The organism is Steroidobacter flavus, assembly GCF_042651805.1.
Taxonomy (GTDB): Bacteria; Pseudomonadota; Gammaproteobacteria; order Steroidobacterales; family Steroidobacteraceae; genus Steroidobacter; species Steroidobacter flavus.
Window position 1 is genome coordinate 511,318 of sequence record NZ_JBHSDU010000003.1, and the last position, 26,572, is coordinate 537,889.

Consider the following 26,572-nt stretch of genomic DNA (forward strand, 5'->3'; position numbering starts at 1 on the left):
CATGACCGAAGCCCAGGAACAAAAGCAGAGCCGACTCGCCGCGCTACGTAGCGCGCTCGAGCAGGGTTCGCTGCGCCATGGGCATCGGCTCATCAACAGCCTGCATCCGGCGGAAATCGCCTCGCTGATCGAATCGCTGCCGCCCGCCCGCCGCGAAATCGTCTGGGAATTCGTCGACCCCGAGTACGAGGGCGACGTGCTGATCGAGCTCAACGAGGAAGTGCGCGCCGAGCTGATCGGCGGCATGGACGCCGAGGAGCTGATCGCGGCCACCGAAGGCATGGAAGTCGACGACCTCGCCGACCTCATCGGCGACCTGCCCGAGACGCTGAACGAGCGCGTGCTCCATTCCATGGACGCGCAGGATCGTGAACGACTCTCGGCGGTGTTGCAGTTCGACCAGGACAGCGCCGGCGGTCTCATGAACCTCGACGCGGTCACCGTCCGCGCGGACGTGACACTCGAAGTCGTCCTGCGTTACTTGCGGATGCGAGGCGAACTGCCCGCGCGCACCGACCAATTGTTCGTGGTGAATCGTCACGATCGATACCGCGGCGCCGTGGACATAACACGGCTGCTCACCGAGGACCCGGAGAAGACTGTCGGCGAGGTGATGGACTCGGGCATCGAAGGCATCCCACCCGAAACACCGGCGGGCGAAGTCGCGAAGCTGTTCGAAGACCGCGACCTCGTGTCCGCCGCCGTGGTGACCAGCGACGGCAGGTTGCTCGGCCGTATCACCATCGACGACGTCGTCGACGTCATCCGCGAGGAAGCCGATCACTCGGTCATGAGCATGGCCGGTCTCGGCGAGGACGAGGATATGTTCGCTGGCGTCCTCACCAGCGCCCGCCGTCGCGCGATCTGGCTGAGCGTCAACCTCGCCACTGCGTTCCTGGCGGCGAACGTCGTCGGTCTGTTCGAAGCGACCATCGAGAAAGTCGTGGCGCTCGCCGTGCTGATGCCCATCGTCGCCAGCATGGGCGGCATCGCGGGCAGTCAGACGCTGGTGCTGATCATCCGCGGTATCGCGCTCGGTCAGATCGAGCACACCAATGCGCGCTGGCTGCTGATTCGAGAAATCTCCGTGGGCCTGCTCAACGGCATCGGGCTCGCCAGCATGGTGGGACTCGCCGCCGGGATCTGGTTCGAGAAATGGACCATTGGCGTCATCATCTTCGCCGCGCTGATGATCAATCTGTCCGCGGCGGCGCTGGCCGGCGTCGGCGTGCCGCTCATATTGAAACGCCTGGGTGTCGATCCCGCGCTGGCCGGCGGCGTGGTGCTCACCACCGTCACCGATACCGTCGGCTTCGCCTCACTTCTGGGCCTCGGCACGCTGTTCCTTACGTAGATCGAGCCGCCGTAGGATGGCCGTCGCTCCCGTCGACGCGACCGAGTAACCGGCCAGGAACGACATCAAATCGTCGGCCCGCTTCATCGCGTCCTGATAGCCGAGCGCGATCAACTCGCGTGTGTACGTATCCTGGAACAACAGATAACTCATCAGCTGACCGCCGCCAGTATTCATCGCGCCCATCGTTCTCAGCAGCACGCGCAGGGTTCGCGGCAGCGAGTCGACATGATGGCGCGCGATCTCCGACAGATCGCGACTCGGCAGAATCACCAGCATGTCGATCCGTCGCAGCTGCACCGTGCTGTCCGGATTGCTCACCGTGATGGGGCCGACTTTATCGACGATCTGATTCAGCTGCGTGAGCCGTTCCAGATCCGAATACATGCCGTCGCTGAACAGCGAGTCCAGCATGTAGCCGAAGATCTGGCCGAACGTGGGACACAGCGGCGGCACTGCCATGGTTGGCGAGGCTTCGTTACGCGTACCGATCACTAGCAAACGTTGCGCGCCAAGATGAATGGCGGCGCTGAATGGATTCGCCTCGCGCATCGCGCCGTCGCCGTAGTACTCGTCGCCCAGCAACACCGGCGGGAACAAGAACGGCACCGCGACGCTTGCCATTAAATGCTCGACCGACAGCGACACCGGCTCGCCGGCGCGGCGCGTTCGTTTCCACGGCGAGCTGCCCGGCTTGGCCTCAAAGAAAGAAACGGAACGCGTGCTCGCGTAGCCGGCGGTCGACATCGCGATGGCGTCCAGATGGCCCTCTTCGATGGAGCGGGCAATGCGGCCGAAATCGAACTGTTCCTTCAGCAGCTCGCGCAACGGCGAATTATCGAACAACGATTTCGGCGGCGGCAGCAGCCAGCCGCCCGACAGCATCGCGAACAGCCAATGCAGACTGGCGCGCAGCATGCTGCCGGTATCGGCGCGAAACACCTGCCCCACCTGAAAGTTGCGCCAGACGCGCTCGAGGTTACCGACCGCGACGCGGAAGCGATCGGCGTGAACGGCGATGGCGGTCGCGTTCACCGCCCCCGCCGAGGTGCCGGACACCACCGGGAAAGGATTGATGGCACGAGCCGGCAAGAGATCGGAGATCGCCCGCAGGACGCCCACTTGATAGGCGGCCCGCGCGCCACCGCCGGGTAACACCAACCCGACCTTGGGCGGTCCAACCGGAGGCGCGGAGGTGGGAATGCGCTCGCTCATATGTTGAATCCGTGCCGTTATCGTTGGCGAAATTCCCGACGCTGTTGAATTGATCCGGGCGCTCGCCGCTGAGCGTTTAGTATGGCACAGTGCTTCGGAACGCCTCGTGACACACGTGTTATATGGCGTCGCGGGCCGCCTTTTTCAGAGGGTTTTCCATGAATCTTCGTCTCGCTCGCTCGAATATGCAGGTCTGGCTGCGCACCTGGATGCTGGCCGTCACCTTCACCTGGATGGCCGCCAACCTCGCCCAGGCCGCCGAAGGCCCGGCCCTGGGCAGCACCGCCCCGGACTTCAAGCTGCAGGACCAGGCCGGCAAATGGCATGAGCTGAAGGACTATCGCGGCAAGTGGGTGGCGCTGTATTTCTATCCCAAGGACAAGACCCCGGGCTGCACCACCCAGGCGTGCGAGTTCCGGGACAACGTGTTTGCATTCCGCGACGCCAACGCGGTCATCCTTGGCGTGAGCGTCGATGACGTCGAATCTCACAAGGAGTTCGCCGAGAAACACGGCCTGCCCTTCACCATCCTCGCCGACGATAAGAAGGTCGTCGCCAAGGAGTACGGCGTACTGAAGCGCTTCCTCGGCGCGTTCGAGCTGGCCAGGCGGGATACGTTTCTAATCGACCCTCAAGGCAAGATCGTCCGTCACTACGCGGACGTCGATCCGAAAGGTCATTCGCAGATCGTGCTGAAGGACATCAAGGAATTGCAGGCGAAGAGCTGATTTGCCTGCGGGGGCAGGCGCTCAATGCAGCGCCTTGATCGCTTGCTCCAACCCGCCGAGCGTCAACGGAAACATCCGATTCTCGATCAGCTCACGCGTGACCTGCACGGACGGGGTGTAATCCCACCGCTGTTCCGGCTCCGGATTCAGCCAGACGTGGTGGGGCCACGTCTTGGTGAGCCGGTGCATCCACACTGACCCCGCCTCTTCATTCCAATGCTCGATGCTGCCGCCCGGCTGCACGATTTCATACGGGCTCATGGTCGCATCGCCGACCACGATCAGTTTGTAGTCGTGGCCGTAAGTCCGCATCACTTCCATCGTCGGAATCTTCTCCGCGCGGCGACGGTGGTTGTCCTTCCAGACGTGCTCGTAGACGAAGTTGTGGAAGTAGAAATATTCCAGGTGCTTGAACTCCGAGCGGGCGGCGGAGAACAGCTCTTCGCAGACGCGCACGTGATAATCCATCGAGCCGCCGACATCTAGAAACAGCAGCACCTTGATGGCGTTGTGCCGCTCGGGTACGAACTTCAGATCGAGCAGGCCGGCATTGCGGGCCGTGGCATCGATGGTGTTATCCAGATCCAGCAGCTCCGCCGCGCCTTCGCGGGCAAACTTGCGCAGCTTGCGTAGCGCGATCTTGATATTGCGCGTGCCGATCTCGACGGTGTCGTCGAGGTTTTTGAACTCGCGCTGATCCCACACTTTCACCGCGCTCTTGTTGCGCGACTCGTCCTGCCCGATCCGAATGCCTTCCGGGTTGTAACCGAACGCACCGAACGGCGAGGTGCCCGCAGTGCCGATCCATTTGTTACCGCCCTGATGACGTTCCTTCTGTTCGGCGAGCCGCTGCTTCAGCGTCTCGATCAGTTTGTCCCAGCCACCGAGCGCCTGGACCTGCGCTTTCTCTTCGTCGGTGAGCGTGCGCTCAGCCATGCGCTTGAGCCATTCCTCGGGAATGGACTTCATCATGGCTTCGAACAACTCTTCCGCGCCCTTGAAGTGCGCGGCGAAGGCACGATCGAAGCGGTCGAAGTGACGCTCGTCCTTCACCAGGCAAGCGCGCGACAGGTAATAAAAGTCCTCGGCGCTGGCGCTCGCGACCCGCGCCTGCAACGCCTGCAGCAGCGACAGGAACTCGGTGATCGACACCGGCACCCCGCTCTCGCGCAGCTTGAAGAAAAACGGCACCAGCATGGCTCGTTGCTCAGCGACCGCCGCGACGATTCAGAAACACCAGCTGTTCGAACAGATGCACATCCTGCTCGTTCTTCAGCAGCGCGCCGTACAGCGGCGGGATGGATTTCTTCGGATCGTCGCTGCGCAACGCTTCGGGCGGAATGTCTTCTGCGACCAGCAGCTTGATCCAGTCCAGCAACTCGGACGTCGAGGGCTTCTTCTTCAACCCCGGCATTTCGCGAACTTTGAAGAAGGCCGTCAGCGCTTCCGACAGCAACTCCTTCTTCAACGTCGGATAGTGCACGTCGACGATGCGCTCCATGGTCGTTGCATCCGGGAAGCGGATGTAGTGGAAGAAACATCGGCGCAGGAACGCGTCCGGCAGTTCCTTCTCGTTGTTGCTGGTGATGATGATGATCGGACGGTAGCGCGCCTTGATCCACTGGCGCGTCTCGTACACGTAGAACTCCATCCGATCCAGCTCGTGCAACAGATCGTTCGGGAATTCGATGTCGGCCTTGTCGATTTCATCGACCAGCAGCACCGGCTGCACATCGCTTTCGAAGGCTTCCCACAGGCGGCCTTTGACGATGTAGTTGCCGATGTCGTGCACCTTCGCCTCGCCGAGCTGCGAATCGCGCAGGCGGGACACGGCATCGTATTCATACAAGCCCTGCTGGGCCTTGGTCGTCGATTTGATATGCCAGCGATACAGCGGCCGCTGCAGCGAGCGCGCCACTTCTTCCGCGAGCTGAGTCTTGCCGGTGCCCGGCTCGCCTTTGACCAGCAGCGGACGGCCCAGCACGACGGCCGCGTTGACGGCCATCATCAAATCTTCAGTGGCAACGTAGTTGTCCGTGCCGGCGAACCGTGACGACATGAAAACCCCTAAACAGGCGCGAGAAACGACACCATACCATCGCTGGCAATGGTGCTCGATGACTTACTGTTTAGCGACGGCCGCAGGCGACAATTTGAGGGTATGTTTGGGCTCGCCCGGCAGCAGCGGGCGCGGCTCGCCGCGGGCCCAGGCCTTGTGGCCTGCTCCGTAGAACGGCGACATGGGGTGGTCGACCGGCCCACCGGGCATCTGGAAATATCCCTGCGCTTCCCGTCCCGGCGAGACCACCATGCGCTCGGAGGCGCCGAACGACGGCCCCTGAACGCGCGGCATGAACGAATCGCCCGACAGCGGCTGAGAAGGCATATCCAGCCAATGTCCGACGAACGGCAGGGCCTGCGACAGCGGATGTCTCATGGCCAACGTGTTCTGCGCGCCCCAGCTGCATTGGCTCAACGAGCCGCACTCATGCACCAGCTCTTTGAGCGCGGTATCGACGGACGCCAGCAACGCGTCCTCCCAACTCGGATAGCGCGGGTCGAGCATATGCGCCGGCTGCTTCGTGACCAATTGCCACAGCGGCCCTTCGAACTGCGCCGACGGGGAGAATTTGGTCTTCGGATATTTGAGGCGAGCGGCGGCGGTCAGCGATTCGAACACATCCTGCCGAATCTGCAGCCGCATGGCGCGAACCAGGCGATAGCCAACGTCGTCGGCTGCGGCGCGTGCCGACCAGTCCTCCAGAAACTTTCTCGCTTCCGCTCGCAACGGCTGACCTTGCACGGCGCGCTCATCGATCAACTCGAGCAGGAAGTCACGCCAGCGGATTAGAAACAACGCGCGATCGTCGAGCTGGATGTTGACCATGTCCGCCGGCGTCGCATTCTCGAGCGCCAGCAGATCGTCGCGAATCTGTGCGGCCCGCGCGCCGTTGTCGTACATGCCATCGCCCATGAACGACAACCACGTTTCGACATCGACCGTGCGCGCGTTCGCGGTCCACAACCGACCCGACTGCGGGTCGATGATGCGAGGATATTCCTCCGCCTTGCGCCAGCCGTTCCAACCGGTTTCCGGGGTGTTCCAGAGATAAGGCAGGGTCGAGTCGTAGTTGCTACGCACTGGCACCTGGCCCATCAACGACCAGCCGATACGACCGCTCGCATCGACCGCAATGAAATTCTGCACCGGCACGCCCGAGCGATTCGCCACGAGCAATGCGTTCTCGACGGTATCGACCGTCTCGAGATCGAACATTCGGAAGTTGGTGGCCTGCGCGTGGTGAGCGGTCCATGCCAATGCCAGCGGCCGATTCGACGTGTCCTCACGCACGATCGGTCCCCACCGCGTGTTGGTAACGGTGAGCTTCTCGTCGTCGCCGTCTTTCACCTTGAGAATTTCCTGACGCACCTGGAACGGCTCAGAGCCCTCCGGCGTCAGGTAACGCGAAGCGTCCTGCGGATCGCGCTCGACAATGACCAGATCGGTCCAGTCGCCGAAGCTGTTGGTAAAGCCCCAGGCCACGTGACCGTTGCTGCCGACGATCAGCAGCGGCAACCCCGGCAATGTCACACCGACCAGATCGCGATGCGCATCGCCATCGGTATCGACGATCATGCGTGCACGATACCAAACATGCGGCAGGCGCAGGCCGAGGTGCATGTCGTTCGCGAGCAGAGCACCCTTGTCGGCGGTATGCGTGCTCGCGACGGCCCAGCTGTTGCTGCCGACATAAACCTTTTCTTCCATCGTGCCCGCCGTGCGCGGTGCCGACAGAGCCGCCGACCGTGGCACGCCGTCACGCAGATCGAAGATATCCGGGCCAGGAATCGTCGCAGAGCGAATCGTTCCTCCCTGCATCGGCGCATCCCACTCCGTGCCCAGCGGCGCGAGGAACGCAAACATCGCCGGCGGCAACGCGTCGCGCAGCTGCAGACGCGACAGTTCTTCGCTGCCGGTTGAATCATTCAAATTGAGATACATCGAGAACGCCGCCAGCACCGAGTCTTCAGGCAGCCACGGCGCGGGCTTCGCGCCCAGCAGCAGATATTCCCAAGGCTTGGCGCTGGCCTGCGAGAGCGCGAAGTTCACACCGGCCGAGTACGCTTCCAACAAGGCGCGATCGCGGGCGGTCGCCGCCGCCATGACTTCGCGCGCCACATGCCTGAAACCGTGCACACGCAGCTTGCGGTCCATGTCGAGCACGGACGCGCCCAGCAATTCCGCCATCTCTCCCGCGGCCGCACGCCGCATCAGATCCATTTGGAAATAACGATCCTGGGCGTGGGCGAAACCGGTGGCGAACGCCAGATCGGCGCGATTGCCGGCGCGAATGACCGGCGTACCTTCGGCATCGCGCTCGATGGCCGCGGTGGCCGAGATGCGGGCGTTGGGAATATTGCCGTCGAGCTGCGGCAGGCTGGCACGCAGCGCGAAGTAGCCGATCAACCCACCGACGACCAGAACGATCAGTAAGGCAAGACCAACAACGCGCAGCGGCCGGAGCAAACGCATCTGAGTGAGGTTTAGACTCGTACCTCGAGAATCTTCATCGCATTGGTCTTGCCCGAGACGCCGGACAGCTCACCTTTGGTGATGATGATGCGATCGCCGATCTCCACCATGCCCTGCTTGAGCATGAGCTTGAAAATATCGGCGTACAGCACCTGGGCGTTGGCGTGAGTGATATCGAACGTCACCGGATACACGCCTCGATACAACATCACTCGACGCCGCGTCTCTTCATGGCGGGTGAACGCGTAGATGGGAATGTCGGCACGAATACGCGACATCCACAGCGGCGTCGAGCCCGACTCGGTCAACGCGACGATGGCCTTCACCTTCAGATGATTGGCCGTGTACATGACCGCCATGGCGATGGCTTCGTCGGTCTTCTCGAAAATACCGTGCTCGCTACGGGCACGCACCGGCGTGTGCGAGCTCTCGTACTTCTCCGCGCCGAGAATGACCTGCGCCATCGTCGACACGGCCTTGACCGGATACTTACCGACCGCGCTCTCGCCCGACAGCATCACCGCGTCGGTGCCGTCCATCACGGCGTTGGCGATATCTGAAACTTCGGCGCGCGTCGGCACCGGGTTGTGAATCATCGATTCCATCATCTGCGTCGCCGTGATCGCGACTCGATTGCGCTTGCGACACGCGGCGATGATGTGTTTCTGCAGACCGGTCAGCTCGGCGTAACCGACTTCGACGCCGAGGTCGCCACGGGCCACCATGACAGCGTCGCTGGCTTGAATGATGCGATCGAGGTTCACCAGCGCTTCGCTGCGCTCGATCTTCGCGACCAGAAAACCGTGGCCGCCAGCACCTCGCAACAGGTGGCGGGCTTCTTCCATGTCATGACCGTCGCGCGCGAACGAGACGGCGAGATAGTCGACGCCCAGCTCGGCCGCAAGCTTGATGTGCTCACGATCTTTATCGGTCAACGCACCGGCCGTCAGGCCGCCGCCTTGTTTGTTGATGCCCTTGTTATCGGAGAGTTCGCCGCCGACCACGACCCTGGTCTTGATGCGCGGCCCGTCGACATCAGCGACTTCCAGCACGATCAATCCGTCATTCAACAACAGCGTGTCGCCCGCACGGACATCCTTCGGCAGATTCTTGTACGCCACGCCGACTGACTGAAGCGTGCCGGCCTTGGAATCGAGAGAAACGTCGAGGACGAACGGCTCGCCCTCGTTCAGGAACACTTTGCCTTCGACGAAGCGATCGATGCGGATCTTCGGGCCCTGCAGGTCGCCGAGCACGGCGACCCACTTGCCGACCTGCTCCGCCACTTCGCGCACCATCTTGACGCGATTGGCGTGGGCCGCGGCCTCCCCGTGCGAGAAGTTCACTCGCACGACGTCGGCCCCGGCCCGCAACATCTCACCAAGCACCTTTGGGTTATCGGTGGCCGGCCCGAGGGTGGTCAGGATCTTGGTGCGACGGAGCATTGAGAACCTCGTGTTAACTGCGACTACGTTCTTCCAGAACCGCAACGGCGGGCAGCTTTTTACCTTCCAGGAATTCCAGGAAGGCACCGCCACCGGTAGAGATATAGGAGATGTCGTCTTCTACACGATATTTCTCGATGGCCGCTAGCGTATCGCCCCCGCCGGCGATGGAAAACGCTGATGATTTAGCTATCGCTTGCGCTAATGTCCGCGTGCCTTCGCCGAATTGATCGAACTCGAACACGCCCACCGGGCCGTTCCAGACGATGGTGCCGGCGCTCGCGAACGTGCGCGCAAACTTTTCAGCCGTGTCCGGACCGATGTCCAGAATCATCTCGTCGGCCTGCACCTTGCTCACCGGCCGCACATCGGCCTCGGCGTTGGCGGAGAACTCCTTGGCCACTACCACGTCGGTCGGGATCGGAATCTGCACCTTCAACTCGGCCGAGCGCTTCAGCAGGTTCTTGGCGATATCGATCATGTCCGGCTCGTGCAAGGACTTGCCGACCGGCAGGCCCTGCGCGGCGATGAACGTGTTGGCGATGCCGCCCCCGACGATCAGCGTGTCCACCTTGGACAGCAGGCTCTCCAGCACCGTGAGCTTGGTCGACACCTTGGAGCCGGCGACGATGGCGATCAACGGCCGCTTGGGTTTTTCCAGCGCGGTCTCGAGCGCCACCAGCTCGTTCATCAGCAACGGGCCGGCGCAGGCCACCTTGGCGAACTTGGCCACGCCGTGCGTGCTGGCTTCAGCGCGATGGGCCGTGCCGAACGCGTCCATCACGAACACGTCGCACAGCTCCGCCATCTTCCTGGCCAGATCTTCTTTGTCCTTCTTCTCGCCCTTGTTGAAGCGCACGTTTTCGAGCAGCACCACTTCGCCGGGCGCGCATTCCACGCCGTCCAGCCAATGCTTCTCGAAGCGCACCTTGAAGCCCAGCAGCTCGGACAGCCGCTTCGCCACCGGCGCGAGCGAAAACTCTTCGTCGTACACGCCCTCTTCCGGGCGTCCCAGGTGCGACATGACCAGGACGCGTGCGCCCTTTTCTTTCGCGGCCTGGATCGTCGGCAGCGACGCGCGGATGCGCGCGTCGCTGGTCACAACACCGCCCTGCACGGGCACGTTCAGATCCTCACGGATCAGAACGCGCTTGTCGCGCAGGTCTAGATCGACCATCCGCAGGACGGCCACGATCAGCCAGCCTTCGACCAGGCGATGGTGGTGTCGAGCATGCGGTTGGAGAAGCCCCACTCGTTGTCGTACCACGAGCACACCTTCACCAGCGTGCCGTCGATGACCTTGGTCATGGTGGCATCGTACGAAGACGAGTGCGGATCATGATTGAAATCGACCGACACCAACGGACCGTCGGTGTAAGCGAGAATGCCCTTGAACGCGCCGTTGGCGGCTTCCTTCATCACGGCATTGATCTCTTCGATCGACGTCGCGCGCTTGGCGACGAAGCTCAGGTCGACCAGCGACACGTTGATGGTCGGCACGCGCACCGAGAAGCCGTCGAGCTTGCCGTTCAATTCCGGCAGCACCAGGCCGACCGCGGCAGCCGCGCCCGTCTTGGTCGGAATCATCGACTGTGTGGCCGAGCGCGCACGACGCAGGTCCTTGTGGAACACGTCGGTGAGCACCTGGTCGTTGGTGTACGAGTGAATGGTGTTCATCACGCCCGACACGATGCCGATCTTCTCGTGCAGCACCTTGGCCAACGGCGCGAGGCAGTTGGTCGTGCACGACGCGTTGGAGATCACGGTGTGGCTGGACTTCAGCGTGTTGTGGTTCACGCCGTAGACGACAGTCGCATCGACGTCCTTCTCGCCCGGAGCGGAGATCACGACTTTCTTCGCGCCGCCCTGGATGTGCAGACCCGCCTTCGCCTTGCTGGTGAACAGGCCGGTGCATTCGAACACGTAGTCGACGCCCAGCTGGCCCCACGGCAGCTTGGCCGGATCGCGCTCGGCGAGCACTTTGATCCGGTCGCCGTTGATGACCAGAGAGTCGCCGTCGACTTTCACTTCGCCGTTGAACTTGCCATGCACGGTGTCATAGCGAGTCAGATGCGCGTTGGTCTGCGCGTCGCCGAGGTCGTTGAGCGCGACGATCTGGATTTCTTGCTGGCGGTTCGCCTCGTACAGCGCACGCAGGATGTTGCGGCCGATGCGGCCGTAGCCATTGATACCAACTTTGATGGGCATTCTGGTTACCTCGTTAGAATCACTGCAGCAGCTTGGACACGGTGCGAACGACATTGTCCGCGGTGAAACCAAAGTGCTTGAACAAATCCTTGGCCACGCCGGACGCGCCGAACGTGGTCATGCCGATGATGGCGCCGCTCGGACCGACGTAGCGGTACCACGTTTCAGTGGCCGCTGCTTCGATGGCCACACGCACCTGCACGGCGCGCGGCAGCACCTGCTCGCGATACGCCTCATCCTGCGCTTCGAACACGTTCGTGCTCGGCATGGAGACTACGCGCACTCGCTTGCCGTTCTGTTGCAACAGGCCGGCGGCTTCGACCGCGATGGCGACTTCCGAGCCGGTCGCGATCAGGATCACTTCGGGCGTGCCGTCCGAATCCTTCAACACATAACCGCCGCGGCGAATGTTTGCGATCTGCTGGTCGGTGCGGGCCTGCGGCGGCAACGCCTGACGGGTCAGCGCCAGCGTCGACGGACCATTCTTACGTTCGATCGAGTCGGCCCAGGCCACCGCCGTTTCGGTGCTGTCGCAAGGACGCCAGACCGTCATGTTCGGAATGATGCGCAGGCTCGGCAGATGTTCGATCGGTTGATGCGTCGGGCCGTCTTCGCCCAGGCCGATCGAGTCATGCGTCATGACGTAAATGACCCGTTGCTTCATCAGCGCCGACATGCGCATGGCATTACGCGCGTAATCGGAGAACACCAGGAAGGTGCCGCCGTAAGGAATCACAGCACCGTGCAAGGCCATGCCATTCATGATCGCGGACATGCCGAACTCGCGCACGCCGTAGTGAATGTAGTTGCCGGCGGCATTCGCGCCGGTGATGGAGACCGAGTCCTTGCGATTGGTGTTGTTCGAGCCGGTCAGGTCGGCCGAGCCGCCCAGCAGCTCCGGCAAGCCCGGGCCGTAGGCATTCAACGAAGCTTGCGAAGACTGACGGGTCGCGAGCGGCTTGCTTTCCTTGGCGACGTCGGCGACGTACTTGGCGGCGAGATCGGTCCAATTCCCGGGCAGAGCGCCGGCCTGACGACGCTCGTATTCGGCGGCGAGCGCAGGGAATTGGGACTTGTATGAGTTGAAGCGCTGTTGCCACTCGGCTTCGCGCTTCGCGCCCTTGGCTTTCGCATCCCAACCTTTGCGAATCTCTTCGGGGATCACGAACGGCTCGTAGTTCCAGCCGAGCTGCTTGCGCGTGGCCGCGACTTCGTCGGCGCCGAGCGCCGCGCCGTGCGTGGCTTCGGTGCCCTGCTTGTTCGGCGAGCCCCAGCCGATGATGGTCTTGCAACAGATCAGCGAGGGTTTGTCAGTTTGTGCGACAGACTCCGCGATCGCCTTTTCGATGGCGGCCGGATCGTGGCCGTCGACATTCGGCACCACGTGCCAGCCGTACGCTTCGAAGCGCTTCGGCGTGTCGTCGGTGAACCAGCCGTGCACCTCGCCGTCGATGGAAATGCCGTTGTCGTCATAGAAGGCAATCAGCTTGCCGAGCTTGAGCGTGCCGGCGAGCGAGCAAGCCTCGTGCGACACACCTTCCATGAGGCAGCCGTCGCCGAGGAACACCCAGGTGCGATGGTCGACGATGTCATGACCCGGGCGGTTGAACTGGCCGGCCAGATGCTTTTCCGCCAGCGCCATGCCGACCGCGTTGGCCAGGCCCTGGCCCAGCGGACCGGTGGTCGTCTCGATGCCCAGGTGCGCGTCGTGCTCGGGATGGCCGGCGGTGTGCGAGCCGAGCTGCCGGAATTTCTGCAGGTCTTCGATGCTCAGCGGGTAGCCGGTCAGATGCAGCACCGAGTACAGCAGCATCGAGCCGTGACCGTTCGACACCACGAAACGATCCCGGTCCGACCACAGTGGATTACCGGGATTGTGCTTGAGGTGATCGTTCCACAAGACTTCGGCGATATCGGCCATGCCCATGGGCATGCCCGGGTGGCCGGAATTGGCCTTTTGCACGGCGTCCATCGCCAGGGCACGAATGGCGTTGGCGAGTTGTCGGCGGTGCGCTGTCTGCATCAGAAAATATCTCGAGAAGTGCGTGAAAAGGCCGGCCCACGAGCAGGGGTGAGCGCGAGGGAAGGCCGCACATTTTGGACTAGTGGACGAGGTGGGGCAATGCAGACCGGGATCGGCAGGGAACGAAACCCCGCCCCGCCAGTCGGAACCGGAGCGCCGACGGCACGTTCATGCGTCACGGGTCGCTCCATCGCGACGCCCGGAGTTTGTGAGACGAGGCGCAAAACTCACGCTCGCGGGGCCTGCGAGCCATGCGATTAGACGCTGGTCACCTTTTCGCTCCGTGCCCGTTGCTACGATGATTGTGGCTATTTTGCCCCATTATGTAGCCCGGCTCAGCTCGAGGTTCGAAGACACTCACGATGCAGTCGATCCGCCTCATTCAGTTCAGCGATCTGCACCTCTTTGGAGAGGCAGGTGCGCGCCTGCGTGGCGTCGCGTGCTTGCCGGCCTTGCAGGCCGCGGTCGCCGATGCCCAGCGCCGGAGCCACCGGGCTGACGGCGTGTTGCTGACAGGCGACTTGGTGCAGGACGACCCCGAGGGCTATCGCTGGGTCCGCCACGTGTTCGGCGCCTCGCGCGTGCCGGTGCTCTGTCTAGCGGGCAATCACGATATCCCTGATCACATGCGCGCGGCCCTGCGCGGTGGGCCGTTCAAAGTCGGCGGTCACACCGAGTTCGGCCGCTGGCTGGTGGTCATGCTGGATTCCTGGGTCGCCAACGATGCCGGCGGCCGCGTCGGCGCCGAGCAGCTGAGCTATCTGCGCGAAGTGCTCCGCACTCATCGCAACCACCACGTGCTGGTGTGCCTGCATCATCACCCGATCTCGATCCGCAGCCAGTGGCTGGACCAGGTCGGCCTGTACGATGCCGACGAGCTCATGACCATCGTGCGCGAGCATTCGAACGTGCGCGGCGTGCTCTGGGGCCACGTGCATCAGTCGCTCGACAGCTTCATTCACGGCGTGCGCTTCATGGCGACGCCGGCCACCTGCGCGCAGTTCGTGCCCGGCAGTGTCGACTTCGCGATCGACAACCGCCCGCCCGGTTACCGCGTGCTGGAGCTGATGCCCGACGGCAGCATCGCCACCGAAGTCTGCTGGCTGGAGAGTTACGCGCATTCCAATGAACTCGGGACCGGGCATCCTGCCACGGCCCGAGTTGCGAGTCGGCAAAAGGCGTGACTTTTGCCTCTCGCTCGCCGCCTGTGGCGGCGGGGTACATCCATGTACCCTAGGCGGCACTTATCGACCGCCGGGATAAAACTAGATGAAGAAACTACTCATCGCGCTGTGCGTATTCTGGCTCAGCGCGAGCGCCTGCGCCGCCGCTCAAGAGCATCACAGCCTGTGGTCGCTCAAGGGCAAGACCAATACCGTTTATCTGCTCGGCTCGGTGCATTTCCTCAACGCCTCCGAGCAGCTGCCGGCGGTGGTCGACGAAGCCTATAAGAACGCCGAAGTGCTGCTGATGGAGATCGACATGGACGATCTCGATCCGGCCGAAACCCAGCAGATCACGCTCGAGCTCGGCCTGTTGCCCGCCGGGCAATCGCTCGAGCAGCAGCTCGGCAAGCCGACCTATTCCCGCCTGAGCGCCCGTGCGCAGGAAGTCGGCGTCGACCCGATGCTGCTGAATCGTTTCAAGCCCTGGTTCGCGGCCATGACCCTGGTGCAGCTGCAGCTGGTGAAGCTGGGCCTGGACCCGTCATCGGGCATCGAGCAACGCTTCACGACCCGCGCGGTCGCGGATAAAAAGCCCATTCACGGCTTGGAAACATTGCGCGAGCAATTGAACATGCTGGCCGGCCTGCCGGACCGTCAGCAGCGCGAGTTCCTGCTCTACAGTATCGAGGACACGGACCGGATCTCGCAGGAGATCGATGAGTTGTTGTCAGCCTGGCGGCGCGGCGACAGCAAGGCGCTGGCGAACCTGCTGGCGGAAGGTTTCGATCAATATCCGGATCTGTACCGGCCGCTGACCACCGACCGCAACCGGCGTTGGGTGAGCCAGGTCGAAGCGCTGCTGGACGATCGCGACGACTACCTGGTGATCGTCGGGACGCTGCACCTGGTGGGCAAGGACAGCCTGATCGATCTACTCGAGAACAAGGGACACAAGGTCACTCAGCACTGAGCGCGGCTCAGACTTCCACCATTTCGAAGTCTTCCTTGCCGGCGCCGCAGTCCGGGCAACGCCACGACAGCGGCACATCGTCCCAGCGCGTGCCGGCAGCTATGCCGGATGCGGGATCGCCTTTTTCTTCTTCGTAGACGTAACCGCAGATCACGCACATGTAGGCTTTCATTTCGCAGCGCCGGTCTTAACCGTAATAGACAAGGGGCCGGATTATAGGGAAGTGAGGCCGGCGATGGGAGGCCGCCCTTGGTCGGGGCGGATGGCTTACACTTCGCGTCCGAGATCCTGCGGAGTTCCCCCGTGTCGTTATTTTCCGATGCCAGCCGCTTCATTCCCGGCGGCGTGAACTCTCCCGTCCGCGCCTTTCGCGGCGTCGGCGGCGAGCCTGTTTTCATCGAGCGCGCGGCCGGCGCACGCATCTTCGATCAGAACGATCGAGGTTACATCGACTACGTCGGTTCGTGGGGGCCGATGATTCTGGGTCACGCGCATCCGACGGTGATCCGCGCCGTGCAGGAGCGCGCCGCGCTGGGCCTGTCGTTCGGCGCCCCGACGCGCATCGAGACGCAGGTCGCGCAGCGCATTTGCGAAATCATGCCGTCGATCGAGCTGGTGCGCATGGTGAGCTCCGGCACCGAAGCGACCATGAGCGCGATCCGGCTGGCGCGCGGCTTCACCGGTCGCGACAAGATCGTGAAGTTCGAAGGCTGCTATCACGGCCACTCCGATTCGCTGCTGGTGAAAGCGGGCTCCGGCGCGCTCACGTTCGGCGTGCCGACGTCGCCAGGCGTGCCGAAGGAATTCGCCGCGCAGACCATCACGCTCAACTACAACGATATCGCCCAAGTGCAGCAGCTGTTCAGCGACAGCGGCAACGAGATCGCCTGCATCATCGTCGAGCCCATCGCCGGCAACATGAATTGCGTGCCGCCCGTGCCCGGCTTCTTGGAAACATTGCGCGCGGTGTGCGACCAGAGCGGCGCGGTGTTGATCTTCGACGAAGTGATGACCGGCTTCCGTGTCGCGCGCGGCGGCGCGCAGGCGCTTTATAACATTCGCCCGGACCTGACCACGCTCGGCAAGATCGTCGGCGGCGGCATGCCTGTCGGCGCGTTCGGCGGACGTCGCGACATCATGGAAAAGATCGCGCCGCTCGGCCCGGTGTATCAAGCCGGCACGCTCTCTGGCAATCCGGTCGCGATGGCGGCGGGGCTCGCGACACTGGAGCTGCTCGATCAACCGCAGTTCTATGAGCAGATCGCCGCGCGCACCACGCAGCTGATGGAAGGACTCCAACATGCCGCGAAGCTGGCCGGCATTGCGCTGTCCACCAATCATGTCTGTGGAATGTTTGGATTGTTCTTCACGGACCAGAGCCCGGTGCGATATTTCCGCGAAGTGATGGCTTGCGACGTGGAGCGCTTCAAACGTTTCTTCCACGGCATGCTGAATGAAGGCATCTATCTCGCGCCCTCCGCGTTCGAAGCAGGCTTCCTCTCGGCGGCCCACACGCCCGCCGACATCGATGCGACGATCGCGGCGGCGAAGAAAGTGTTTGCGACGCTGTAAGCCGCTTGCTCCCTGACGTTCACATGTTCTGGCACGGGCCGCCGTTGTCGCGGCTCGAGCAGGTTTGCATGCGCTCGTTCGTTGCTCACGGGCATCGGGTGCTGCTGCATGTTTACGATCAGCCCGCGAACGTTCCCGACGGCGTGACGCTCGCCGACGCTGGCAGGATCCTGCCGCGCGAACGCTTGTTCAAACATGCTGAGTCCGGCTCGTTTGCGATTTTCGCGGACGGCTTTCGTTATCGCCTCCTGCTCGAGCTGGGCGGCTTATGGGTCGACACCGACATGGTGTGCCTGAAGCCGTTCGATTTCCCGACCACGGAAATTTATGGCTGGCAGGACGAGCGCACTATCAACAACGCGGTGCTTGGCTTACCGAAGGGACATCGGCTGGCGCAATGGATGAACGATGTATGCGAACAGCCGAATCGCGCGTTGCCTTACGACTCGGTGAAGATGCGTCGACGCAAGCTGCTGCGTCAGTGGCTGCCGAACAGTCGCGGTCGCATGACGTGGGGAGAGACCGGGCCGAACGGGCTCACTGCCGCGGCTCAGCATCTGCATTGCACGGGAGCGGCGTTGCCGTTCTGGGTTTTCTATCCGATCCCGTACGGCAACTGGCACACCGTGTTCGACGCCAGCCTGCGTGACAATCCCGGCCTGATCGCCGCCAGCTACGGCCTGCATCTGTGGAACGAGATGTCACGTCGCAGCCCGGGCTTCGACAAGAACGGCAGCTTCCCGCCCGACTCGCTGTTCGAGCAGCTGTGCGCTAGATACCTCTAGAAGCGGTAGCTCGCCGACAACGTGAAGCTGGTGATGTCGTAGAACACGTCCGGTCGCAGCTCGCGAGACGGATCGGCACCGACATCGGACGGCAGCAACTTGTCGCGCGCCACCTTGTCGGCATAACGCCAATCCAGGCCGAGATCCAGCTTTGGCAGAATGTTCCGCCACTGCACGCCCGCGCCGAAGTAATAACCATAGGCAGGCGTCGCCACGTCGTAACGAGCCGCGCCGAGGAACGCCGAGTACGCCAGCGGGCCTTGGGTGCGATAGCGGTAGTCGACCGCGCGCACCGCCATCAGCATGTGATCGTCGATACGATCGAATTCGATACGCACGCCGATATCGCTACGCGCGCTCACCGAGCGCCGAGCGCCTAGGCCGATGTGCGGCGCCCACTCTGAAGTTTTCTGCTGAGGATCGCTGTCGGGCGGCGGCCCCGGATCGCCCGTGCCTGGACGATACGTGACATCCGACATGGAAACGCCAGCATCGACGAACAGATCCGCGCCACTCGGTCGGCGAACGCTGCTGTCCCAATCGCCCGTCGCGGCGCCCGAATCCCACTGATCGCCGAAGCGCACGAAGCCGGCGATGCGACTGTAACTGTCGCCGAACGTATCCTTGCCGGCGCTGACTTCGCCACCCGCGGTCACTCCCATCAGCGTGCGCGAATAACTCAAGGAAACATCGTAGCCGCGCTCGTAAGGGACCGTACCGTAAGTTTCGTTCTCGATGACGCGCGCCCGTGCCTGCACCAGCCCGCCGAAGCCCGGCTCCCAACCGACGCGCGCCATGAACGACCGCGCACCGATCGCGTCACCCAGCTCCCGCTGATCCGCACCCCAATGTCCGAGCACCCGACCGTTCTCGGTGAGGCCGTCGCCATAGGCATTGCTGACATACCAGGCGTTCTGCCATTCCGAGGCTTCGAGCGTCAGATCGAAATGTTTCCAAAGCCGCGGGAAGTGCAGACCGATGGACAGCGAGGCATTACCGAGACGGTAGTTGCCATCGTAGGAAGTATCTTCGCCGGCATATTCCAGATACGCGGAGAACGGCGTCGCGCCCGGAAAGATGAAGCGACTGGTGAACGAGGCCAGCTGGTTGCCGAACTGGGTCTGGCCCGTTACACCTTCGCCGACGTTGTCATATTGACGCGGCCGGTACAGCGCACGCAGAAAGTCGGTGAACGAGCTTTCCCGCTCGCCGCCGCCGAATTGCAGTATCCGATGGGCGCTGAGCGACCAGCCCGGCACGGGCGCGATCCCGAGGCGCATGCCACCCAGTCTCGGCTTGCCGGCGGTACAGGTCTCGCCCGCCTGCGGCGGCAACGCCGGGTTGCAATTGTCGCCATAGGCGATGCGGTCGGAATATTCCATTTCCGCCATGAACAGCTCATACGTGAAGCCGAGGCCGCCCATCGGCTTGTAATTCGACAGCGTGAGCGACGGCAGCGTCTGTGCTTCCGTGCTGATTAGCATGGCGCTGTCGGTGAAGGGCGAATACCAGCGCGGCCGGTAACCCGCGTCGAGCTGAAAATATTCGTTACCGAAGCTCACCATCGAGCCGGTCGGCGTGGCCTCGTCGGCATCGGCGACACCGCCCAGGCTCACGATCAAATGATCGTTCACCTGCCAATGCGCGCCCGCCGACACCTGGAATTCGCTGTCGTTGGCCATGCCGTAACGATTCGGCACGGGCGTGCTGGAGCCGTCGGTGATCGCGCCTTCGACGCTGGCGTGATCCACATTGATCTTGCGCATGTATGCATTCAGATACCGGCGCACCCGTTTGCACAGCGCTTCATCGATACGACACGCCTGCGGTAACGCGTCCAGCACGGTGGCGGCGGCGATCGGACGCGACATGATGGGCCGATCGGCCAGGATCATCACGCGCTCGATCTGCCGCTCCATTTCGGGCGACATGTTCAACGGCAAATAGGGACTGACGCCACGCGCGTTGGCGAGCGGCGCCAGCAACGCGAGACCCACCGCGAATGCGGACAACGAAGTGCGATTCAAAACGTTCGATCCTTACCAGCGGACGCGGATTTTTTCGTATGCGGGGCCGTACTCGGCCGAGCCGCTGCGCTCGACGATTTCATAGCGCAGAGTGTTCAGGCCATCTTCGGCCGGATCCGCCAGCCCTCGCAGCAACAGGCTGCGCCGCTGACGATTGCGCCGGACATGCGCCGGAGCCCAGGGATAACGACGCTGCACCTGCTGATGGGGCGGATTGGGCAAATCCTGGTACGTGCCTTCCAGGTCGTAGTAACACAGCAGCTCAGTCAGCAGCAGGCGGAAAAAGAAATCGTCATCTTCCTTGCCCCAGCCCCAGTATTCGTTGGAGAAACCGTTGGCGGCCTGCACCTGATCCTTGCGGATCGAGACGGCACCGGAGAAGTAGTAGTCATTGTGCCGGCTCTTCCCCTGCAAGCCAATGATCTTGTTCACGAGGCGCAACGGCTGCGACGGACAGGCGTAGTTCGCGACCACCGGTACCGCATCGACGTCGTGCAGACAGTAATAATCGGTGGTGTCGGCGGCGTAATGAATGCCGGCGTTCAGCAGCCGGCCGCGATTGAACCTCGAGCCGCCTTCCTGCTCCACCACCACGATCCGGTAGTTGAGCTGCTGTTCCTGCAACTTTTCCAGCAAGACCGGCATCAACTGGCGCAAATGCGCCTCGCGATCCCGATAAGGAATGACCACGGTGAGCCGACGGTCATCGGCGAACGTGAGCGGCCGCGCGATCCGGGTGCTGAGCAGGCTGCGGGCCACGCTGGGAATCAGCTTCCAGTTGGCGATGCTGACCGGCACATAACGTCCGTCCACGCGCAGTTGCTGCAACGGATCTGTGCGCAGACGGACGCTGGGCCACCAGCGATTCAGCCATCGCCGGCGTCGCCGCAACTCCTTGGGGGCGAACAGATACGAGACGGACAAATTTCACTCCTGCAAAGACACGCCGCGCCAGTGTACCTGCAAGCCTTTGCTACAGACTTGGACCTTCACGATGACAGCACCACGCGGCAATTGGAATATTATCCCGTTTCATGCGCACCAGCCTGCTCATCACCACCTATAACTGGCCCGAGGCCCTGGAGCTGACGCTCGCCAGCGTCGCCCGCCAGAGCCTGCCGCCGGACGAGGTGGTGGTGGCCGACGACGGCTCGGGCCCGGCCACCCAGGCCGTCATCGAGCGCTGGCGCCAGCGTCTGGCGATGCCGCTGGTGCATGTCTGGCAGGCCGATGAAGGGTTTCGACTGGCACGTTCGCGCAATCGCGCGATTGCCGCATCGAGCATGGACTACATAGTGTTGGTGGACGGCGACATGGTGTTACACCGCCATTTCATCCGCGACCACGTCGCCTGCGCACGACCGGATTGCTTCATTCAGGGTGCACGGCCGCAACTCACCGAGCAGATTACCCGTCGGCTCCTGAACGGCGAACAACTGTCGGTGGGCTGGTGGACCGCCGGTCTGCAGCGTCGCGCCTATGCCTGGCGTAATACGCTGGTGAGTCGAATGACATCCCGGGTCAAGGCGGCGCTCGGCGGCATCCAGGGCTGCAATCAATCGTTCTGGCGCAAACACGCGCTGCAGGTGAACGGCTACGACGAGCGTTTCGAGGGCTGGGGCCCGGAGGATCGCGAGTTCGCCGCGCGGCTGTTACACATCGGTGTCCATCGCAATTATGTCCGTCATCGCGCCGTCGCTTTCCATCTGTATCACCGCACCCGCGCGCCGGCGAACGGCATCAATCCGTTAGACAGGTTGCTGCAGGAAACGCTGGCAGCGCGTACGATCCGCTGCGATCTGGGTATCGACGCCCCGCCCCGCGCGCTGGACGCGGCGGAAGGCTCCGTGAGCCGGCCAGTTACATGACAAGAAAGTTCGTTCTCATCGACCATTCCATGAGGGACCTGGGCGGGCACTACTACACGTATGCCAGTTGCGTGCTGCCCGCGGCCGAGCGCGCCGGCTTGCAGCCGGTGCTGGCCATGCATCGTGAATTTCGCGATCTGCCCGCGTTGCCGCCGAGCTGGCAATCCCACCCGATCTTCCGTAACAAAAGTTACTCCCAGCGCTACATCGAAACCGGCAGCGTCAATGGCGCATTGGGCGGCTGGTGGTCGCGCACACGAAGCAAATGGCGCGCTCGCGAGCGCCAGCGTCTCGCGGAGAGTTTCGCTGAGGATTGCGCGACGCTGCTGACCAAGGTCGCACTCGAAGAGGGCGATCACGTGTTCTTCGCCTCCGCGTCGGAAATCGACCTGGAAGGCCTGGCGATGTTTCTTCAGGGCGCGTCCGCGGAATACCGCCGCATCCACTGGCACCTGCAGTTCCATCTGGGCATTTTCGAAGGCCGCGATCCGGATTACGCCGAGCAGCGCCCGCGTCGCGAGTTCATGCGCGAGATCTTTCTGCATGCCCTGGCGCGCGTGCCCGAACATCACATTCATTTGTATTGCACGACGCGCGAGCTCACCGCGCAGTACGAGTATCTCGGCGTCGCGCCGTTCTACACGCTGCCCTACCCGGTCCATCCCCTGTTTCTTCTGCCGACCGCGCCGAAGACATCGAGCGACCATGTGCGCATCGCCTGCCTCGGTCACAGCCGTCGTGAGAAGGGCTACCGCGAGTTGCCCATCGTGGTCCGCAGGTTGTGGAACGAATATCTGAGCAAGGGCCGCGCGCAGCTGGTGATGCAAACTCGTCGCCGCGACTTGATGCGGGCCCTCGACTCCACCGTCGCCGATCTCGGCCCGCACAGTGCCACGCCGCCCATCGTGTACGCGCCGTTCCCGCTGGATCTGGAGCGTTATGCCGAGCTCGTGCGCAGCTCCGACATCGGCCTGCTGCTCTATGACAGCACGCGCTACTACGCTCGTTGCAGCGGTGTGCTGCTCGAAATGCTGAGCGCGGGCGTGCCCGTGATCGTGCCGGGCGGCTGTTGGCTGTCGGAGCAGATTCACGAAGAAAATCAGCGTCACCTGCGCGACATCGCCGCGCACGGCACGCCGTTGAAGCAGATCGGCAACGCCGCCGGCGCGGCCATCTCATTCACCGACGTCGAGCAGAGCACCGAGCTCGACCTCGCGGACGGCGCACGCTCTTTGTTACTTCGCCTGCGCTGGCTGGAACCGACCACTCACGGCACGTACGCGCACGTCGAGCTGGAACAACTGGATGCACAGGGCGCGCAGGTCATGACATTCGCCGCGATCATTGGCCCCGGCAGCGATCCTTCCGCGGTGTATTTGCTGTTTCATCTGCACGAGAACGCGCGCCGCGCGCGTCTGAAGTGGCGCAATGCCTGGGACGACGGCCCCATTACCGTCGATTCGCTCGAATACCGGCTATACGCCGAGCACTACCCGGCGGGCTCCGTCGGCCTGACGGCGGCGAACATGGATCAGAGCGGCGAGCTGCTTGGCGACGTATTGATGCACATGGATCACTATCGCCGTCGTTCCGGCGCCTTCGCCGGCCGCTGCGCCGAATATTTCAATGCCGACCAGATCGTCGCGCAGTTGCTCGGCGCCCGATCAACCGCGCAGCCGCTCTCGCAGTCGCTTGCCAGCCGCTTCGATCTCCCGGCGCAGACGAACGCGCAATCCAATGCGCGCTGAGTGATCGGTACGGTGCGCATTGATGAGCGCCGGATTGATGAAGATCCGATAACCCTGAGCGCGCAACTCGGCATGCAGCGGCACATGCTCGCAGACCGGCCGTTCCGGATTGCCGCCGCTGTAGCGACCGCTGAGTAACGCCTCGCGCCGATAGATCGCCAACCCGCCGAACGCCGAGTCCACTTCGATCCAGGCGGCTCGCGGACTCAGTCGTGCCATGCGCGAGTGAATGGCGATGGCCAGCGCCCGCGGACGATCGAACATCTCCCGCAGCCGCGAGTATTGCTCGTGACAATCGACGGGACACCAGTCCGGGTGACGTAGCGCCCAGATGTCGTAGTACGCGTCGCTTTGATTGGCCGCGACGACATCCCAAGGCTGCGTCGACGCCCAACACGTCGCCACCGCTTCGGGGCGCAGCGCGTCGTTCACGCCATCCAGATCCGCAACCATCACGTAGTCAACCTGGGCGTACTGCGAGTCGTGGCGCAGCTCATCGAGATATCGATTGCGACAGGCCGCGATCCGTTCGGTCCGCGCGGGAATCTGTTCAGCCAGCGCACCGAGCGAGGTGAACTGAAACCCGGTCACCTCGTTTCGCAAGCGCTGCAGCTCCGCGACGGTGCCGTCGGTCGAGTCGCTTTCGATGATCAAGAACTGCACTCGCGCGAAGCCGTGACTGGCGCGCTTCAATGTCTCGACGGCGCGACGCACGGTCCTTGCTCCGTTGCGCACGCAGCCAACGATAAGCAGCGCGGCGGCATCGATCGGCTTGTGCTCTCGCATCGGCAACGAAGGTGGCGCAGGGAATTCCGGCTGCGGCGCATTGGAGCAGGATACGCGCGGACTGACAACGCCGCGCGTACCGAACCCTGCGATCCCGCTGCTCATGATTCGACGGGGTCGACATGAGCTGACGGCGCACTGCCGGCCCGGCCGCGCCACTGCAGCCCCTGCCCCGGCAACCGGCCATGTCGTTCCAGCCGGGCTTGAATGCCCGCCATGGTCCGGTCATGGGACTGCGCCAGCTGCGCGAGCGACAGGCCCGCATCGAACCTTTCCAGCAGCTCGCGATCTTCCTGTTCCGCCCACGGCTTGCCGGCATTGGCGGGCATCCGCCCGCGAGTGCCGCGCGCCTTGGAGCGGTTGCTCAGCTCCAGGGCGCGGACAGCCACATACAATGCGCGAATCACGTCGGCCGCTTGATACGGCGAATCGACCTCGAACATTTCACCAGTCTGCGGGTTGACGCCATTCGCCAGCGCGGACACGATGCTCAGAGCCTTGTTGTCATCCATGATGCCGGTCTCCAAAAAGTTGCAGATGAATGCGAATCCTTGCCGCCTCTCGGCGCGCGGCCTCGAAGCTGACGGCAGTCTATGGGCGCCGACAGCGCGCAAACCGGCCGTATATCTGGCGTTTCATCGAGAAATGGCGCGCATTCCAACGCGTGATTTGAGTTACTGACCCATGCGCGCTTTCGCTCTGTTCGTCGCGCTGCTGGCGGGCTCGCTGCTCGTGGCCGCGGTTCTCACTTATCCCGCCTGGTGGCTGGTCAGCCTCGTTTCCATCGAGCCGGTCCACCGCGTCATGCATCGCATAGCCATGCTGCTGGCCCTGGTCGGCCTGGTGGTGCTCACGCGCAAGCTCGGGCTCACGGATAAGGAGTCGCTGGGTTACGGTCTGCCCCGTCGTGACTTTCTGCGCCAGATGGGCATCGGATTTGTGTGCGGTATCGGCTTGATGTTGCCGCTCACCGCGCTGCTGCTCGGGCTCGACATCCGCGAAGTGAAGCCCGGCTTCGAAGGCGCCTGGCTCGGGGTCATCGCCGGCGGATTGCTCACCGGCGTGACGGTCGCGTTCATCGAAGAAACATTTTTCCGCGGCGTGCTGTTTACAGCCGTCTCACGAACGTCCGGTGCGGCCGCGGCCGTGATTGCACCGAGCGTGCTGTATGCGTCTCTGCACTTTCTGGGTGGCAAGCTGCGCGTGCCCCCTGAACAGGTGTCCTGGGAGCACGGCTTCGAGGTATTGAGCAAGCTGTTCGAACGGTACGTGGAGCCGTTGACGTTCGCCGATTCGTTCGTCGCACTGGCCATGCTGGGCGTGTTGTTTGCTCTCGTTCGCTTGCGTACCGGCGCCATTGCGGGATGCATCGGACTGCACGCGGCAGGAGTCGCATTCATCGCCGTGCTGCGCGAAGCGACGCGCGTCAATCCCAACACAGAGTTTGCTGTGCTGGTGGGCAACTACGATGGAGTCATCGGATGGGCGGCGTTGGTGTGGTTCGCAACGATCGCCGCGGTGTTTGCTGTTTTGAGCCGTCGCCGGGCCGCCTAGCCCGGCGTCACGCTTCGCGAATATCCAGCCGCTCGCGTAACAGGCGCAAACGCTCCACGGCATTATCCATTTCGAGGCATTGCTGCTTCTCGGGCATCGGCAGCGGCAGAATTTCCGCGAGCCTCATCCCGACCCAGGTCGCGCTCTCATAGTGGGGCGGCTCATCGCCATACACCGCGCCGACCTGCACGAACGCCTGCTTCAACAATTCCGCGAGGATGGCGAGATCGTCCGGGATCTCCATCGCCGGCTCGTCGGCAATCCATTCGACGTCGGCGATGTTCAAGCCATCGGCCTGGGTTTTCACTTCGAGAATGGTGAAGCGCTGCCCGCCGCGCGCAGTGATTCCGAGCAAGCCGTCGTCGAGACGCTCGAAATCGACGATGCGCGCCGTCGTTCCAATCGTCGTGGTGCGCGCAGTACCGCCCGCTTCACGACCTTCCGTGATGAGCGCGACACCGAAGCTGCTGTTCTCCCGCATGCAGCGGCTCACCATGTCGAGATAGCGCGGCTCGAAGATTCGCAGGCGCAGCGGGCCGCCCGGGAACAACACGGTGTTCAGCGGGAATAACGGCAGGACCTCCGACAT

At 63.1% G+C, this 26,572-nt stretch carries 23 protein-coding genes; 9 read left to right on the plus strand and 14 right to left on the minus strand.

The window, feature by feature from the left end; translation table 11 throughout:
* The first annotated feature begins 1 nt into the window (after position 1).
* Positions 2-1,354, plus strand: a complete 1,353-nt coding sequence (gene mgtE, locus ACFPN2_RS07770) for a magnesium transporter (protein ID WP_380596041.1) — start codon at positions 2-4, stop codon at positions 1,352-1,354.
* On the opposite strand, the gene ACFPN2_RS07775 is transcribed toward mgtE, so the two are convergent.
* Positions 1,319-2,569, minus strand: coding sequence for a patatin-like phospholipase family protein (locus ACFPN2_RS07775; RefSeq protein ID WP_380596042.1), 1,251 nt, complete (start codon positions 2,567-2,569; stop codon positions 1,319-1,321). The genes mgtE and ACFPN2_RS07775 overlap by 36 nt on opposite strands.
* 158 nt (positions 2,570-2,727) lie before the next feature.
* On the opposite strand from ACFPN2_RS07775, the gene ACFPN2_RS07780 reads away from it, so the two are divergent.
* Positions 2,728-3,297 carry a peroxiredoxin gene (locus tag ACFPN2_RS07780; protein ID WP_380596043.1) on the plus strand — a complete coding sequence of 190 codons (570 nt, stop codon included), beginning with the start codon at positions 2,728-2,730 and terminating at the stop codon, positions 3,295-3,297.
* A 21-nt stretch (positions 3,298-3,318) separates the two neighbouring features.
* Here the strand turns inward: ACFPN2_RS07780 and ACFPN2_RS07785 are convergent, their stop codons facing one another.
* The 7 genes from ACFPN2_RS07785 to tkt all read right to left on the minus strand — a co-directional run bounded on the left by ACFPN2_RS07785 (position 3,319) and on the right by tkt (position 13,507).
* On the minus strand, positions 3,319-4,494 hold the full coding sequence (locus tag ACFPN2_RS07785) for a vWA domain-containing protein (protein WP_380596044.1): 1,176 nt from the start codon (positions 4,492-4,494) through the stop codon (positions 3,319-3,321).
* A 10-nt stretch (positions 4,495-4,504) separates the two neighbouring features.
* Positions 4,505-5,356 (minus strand): AAA family ATPase, encoded by an 852-nt coding sequence (locus tag ACFPN2_RS07790; protein ID WP_380596045.1) that lies wholly within the window; start codon positions 5,354-5,356, stop codon positions 4,505-4,507.
* 63 nt (positions 5,357-5,419) lie between these two features.
* The gene (locus tag ACFPN2_RS07795; protein WP_380596046.1) at positions 5,420-7,831 is read right to left on the minus strand and encodes a penicillin acylase family protein; all 2,412 of its coding nucleotides are present in this window, start codon (positions 7,829-7,831) and stop codon (positions 5,420-5,422) included.
* Positions 7,832-7,842: 11 nt separating this feature from the next.
* Positions 7,843-9,276 (minus strand): pyruvate kinase, encoded by a 1,434-nt coding sequence (gene pyk, locus ACFPN2_RS07800; RefSeq protein WP_380596047.1) that lies wholly within the window; start codon positions 9,274-9,276, stop codon positions 7,843-7,845.
* 13 nt (positions 9,277-9,289) lie between these two features.
* Positions 9,290-10,468, minus strand: coding sequence for a phosphoglycerate kinase (locus ACFPN2_RS07805; protein ID WP_380596048.1), 1,179 nt, complete (start codon positions 10,466-10,468; stop codon positions 9,290-9,292).
* A 2-nt stretch (positions 10,469-10,470) separates the two neighbouring features.
* Positions 10,471-11,484 carry a type I glyceraldehyde-3-phosphate dehydrogenase gene (gene gap / locus ACFPN2_RS07810; protein ID WP_380596049.1) on the minus strand — a complete coding sequence of 338 codons (1,014 nt, stop codon included), beginning with the start codon at positions 11,482-11,484 and terminating at the stop codon, positions 10,471-10,473.
* Positions 11,485-11,503: 19 nt separating this feature from the next.
* Positions 11,504-13,507 carry a transketolase gene (tkt, locus tag ACFPN2_RS07815; protein WP_380596050.1) on the minus strand — a complete coding sequence of 668 codons (2,004 nt, stop codon included), beginning with the start codon at positions 13,505-13,507 and terminating at the stop codon, positions 11,504-11,506.
* Between the two features lie 362 nt (positions 13,508-13,869).
* On the opposite strand from tkt, the gene ACFPN2_RS07820 reads away from it, so the two are divergent.
* Positions 13,870-14,691: a metallophosphoesterase gene (locus ACFPN2_RS07820; protein WP_380596051.1), complete on the plus strand. Its 822-nt coding sequence runs from the start codon at positions 13,870-13,872 to the stop codon at positions 14,689-14,691.
* An 85-nt stretch (positions 14,692-14,776) separates the two neighbouring features.
* Positions 14,777-15,643 carry a TraB/GumN family protein gene (locus tag ACFPN2_RS07825; protein ID WP_380596052.1) on the plus strand — a complete coding sequence of 289 codons (867 nt, stop codon included), beginning with the start codon at positions 14,777-14,779 and terminating at the stop codon, positions 15,641-15,643.
* Positions 15,644-15,650: 7 nt separating this feature from the next.
* Here the strand turns inward: ACFPN2_RS07825 and ACFPN2_RS07830 are convergent, their stop codons facing one another.
* A complete protein-coding gene (locus tag ACFPN2_RS07830) occupies positions 15,651-15,815 on the minus strand; it encodes a rubredoxin (RefSeq protein ID WP_116810406.1) in 165 nt (54 codons plus the stop codon).
* 131 nt (positions 15,816-15,946) lie between these two features.
* Between ACFPN2_RS07830 and hemL the strand changes: the two genes are divergently transcribed.
* Positions 15,947-17,215, plus strand: a complete 1,269-nt coding sequence (gene hemL / locus ACFPN2_RS07835; protein WP_380596053.1) for a glutamate-1-semialdehyde 2,1-aminomutase — start codon at positions 15,947-15,949, stop codon at positions 17,213-17,215.
* Positions 17,216-17,283: 68 nt separating this feature from the next.
* Complete coding sequence (locus ACFPN2_RS07840) at positions 17,284-18,000, plus strand: glycosyltransferase (RefSeq protein WP_380596054.1); 717 nt, start codon at positions 17,284-17,286, stop codon at positions 17,998-18,000.
* On the opposite strand, the gene ACFPN2_RS07845 is transcribed toward ACFPN2_RS07840, so the two are convergent.
* Together ACFPN2_RS07845 and ACFPN2_RS07850 are read right to left on the minus strand one after the other, a co-directional pair.
* Positions 17,997-20,027, minus strand: coding sequence for a capsule assembly Wzi family protein (locus ACFPN2_RS07845; protein ID WP_380596055.1), 2,031 nt, complete (start codon positions 20,025-20,027; stop codon positions 17,997-17,999). The two genes, ACFPN2_RS07840 and ACFPN2_RS07845, sit on opposite strands and share 4 nt — an antisense overlap.
* 12 nt (positions 20,028-20,039) lie before the next feature.
* Complete coding sequence (locus ACFPN2_RS07850) at positions 20,040-20,951, minus strand: galactosyltransferase-related protein (protein ID WP_380596056.1); 912 nt, start codon at positions 20,949-20,951, stop codon at positions 20,040-20,042.
* A 110-nt stretch (positions 20,952-21,061) separates the two neighbouring features.
* On the opposite strand from ACFPN2_RS07850, the gene ACFPN2_RS07855 reads away from it, so the two are divergent.
* A complete protein-coding gene (locus ACFPN2_RS07855) occupies positions 21,062-21,895 on the plus strand; it encodes a glycosyltransferase family 2 protein (RefSeq protein WP_380596057.1) in 834 nt (277 codons plus the stop codon).
* Positions 21,892-23,643, plus strand: coding sequence for a glycosyltransferase family protein (locus tag ACFPN2_RS07860; RefSeq protein ID WP_380596058.1), 1,752 nt, complete (start codon positions 21,892-21,894; stop codon positions 23,641-23,643). The genes ACFPN2_RS07855 and ACFPN2_RS07860 overlap by 4 nt, the downstream gene beginning before the upstream one ends.
* Here the strand turns inward: ACFPN2_RS07860 and ACFPN2_RS07865 are convergent.
* Together ACFPN2_RS07865 and ACFPN2_RS07870 are read right to left on the minus strand one after the other, a co-directional pair.
* The gene (locus ACFPN2_RS07865; protein WP_380596059.1) at positions 23,560-24,357 is read right to left on the minus strand and encodes a hypothetical protein; all 798 of its coding nucleotides are present in this window, start codon (positions 24,355-24,357) and stop codon (positions 23,560-23,562) included. The two genes, ACFPN2_RS07860 and ACFPN2_RS07865, sit on opposite strands and share 84 nt — an antisense overlap.
* Before the next feature lie 173 nt (positions 24,358-24,530).
* A complete protein-coding gene (locus ACFPN2_RS07870) occupies positions 24,531-24,941 on the minus strand; it encodes a hypothetical protein (protein WP_380596060.1) in 411 nt (136 codons plus the stop codon).
* A gap of 172 nt (positions 24,942-25,113) precedes the next feature.
* Here ACFPN2_RS07870 and ACFPN2_RS07875 point away from each other — a divergent pair, with 172 nt between their 5' ends.
* Positions 25,114-25,983 carry a CPBP family intramembrane glutamic endopeptidase gene (locus ACFPN2_RS07875; RefSeq protein ID WP_380596061.1) on the plus strand — a complete coding sequence of 290 codons (870 nt, stop codon included), beginning with the start codon at positions 25,114-25,116 and terminating at the stop codon, positions 25,981-25,983.
* A 7-nt stretch (positions 25,984-25,990) separates the two neighbouring features.
* Here ACFPN2_RS07875 and ACFPN2_RS07880 read toward each other — a convergent pair whose 3' ends face one another.
* Entirely contained in the window at positions 25,991-26,572 is a 582-nt protein-coding gene (locus ACFPN2_RS07880; protein ID WP_380596062.1) for an LON peptidase substrate-binding domain-containing protein, read from the minus strand.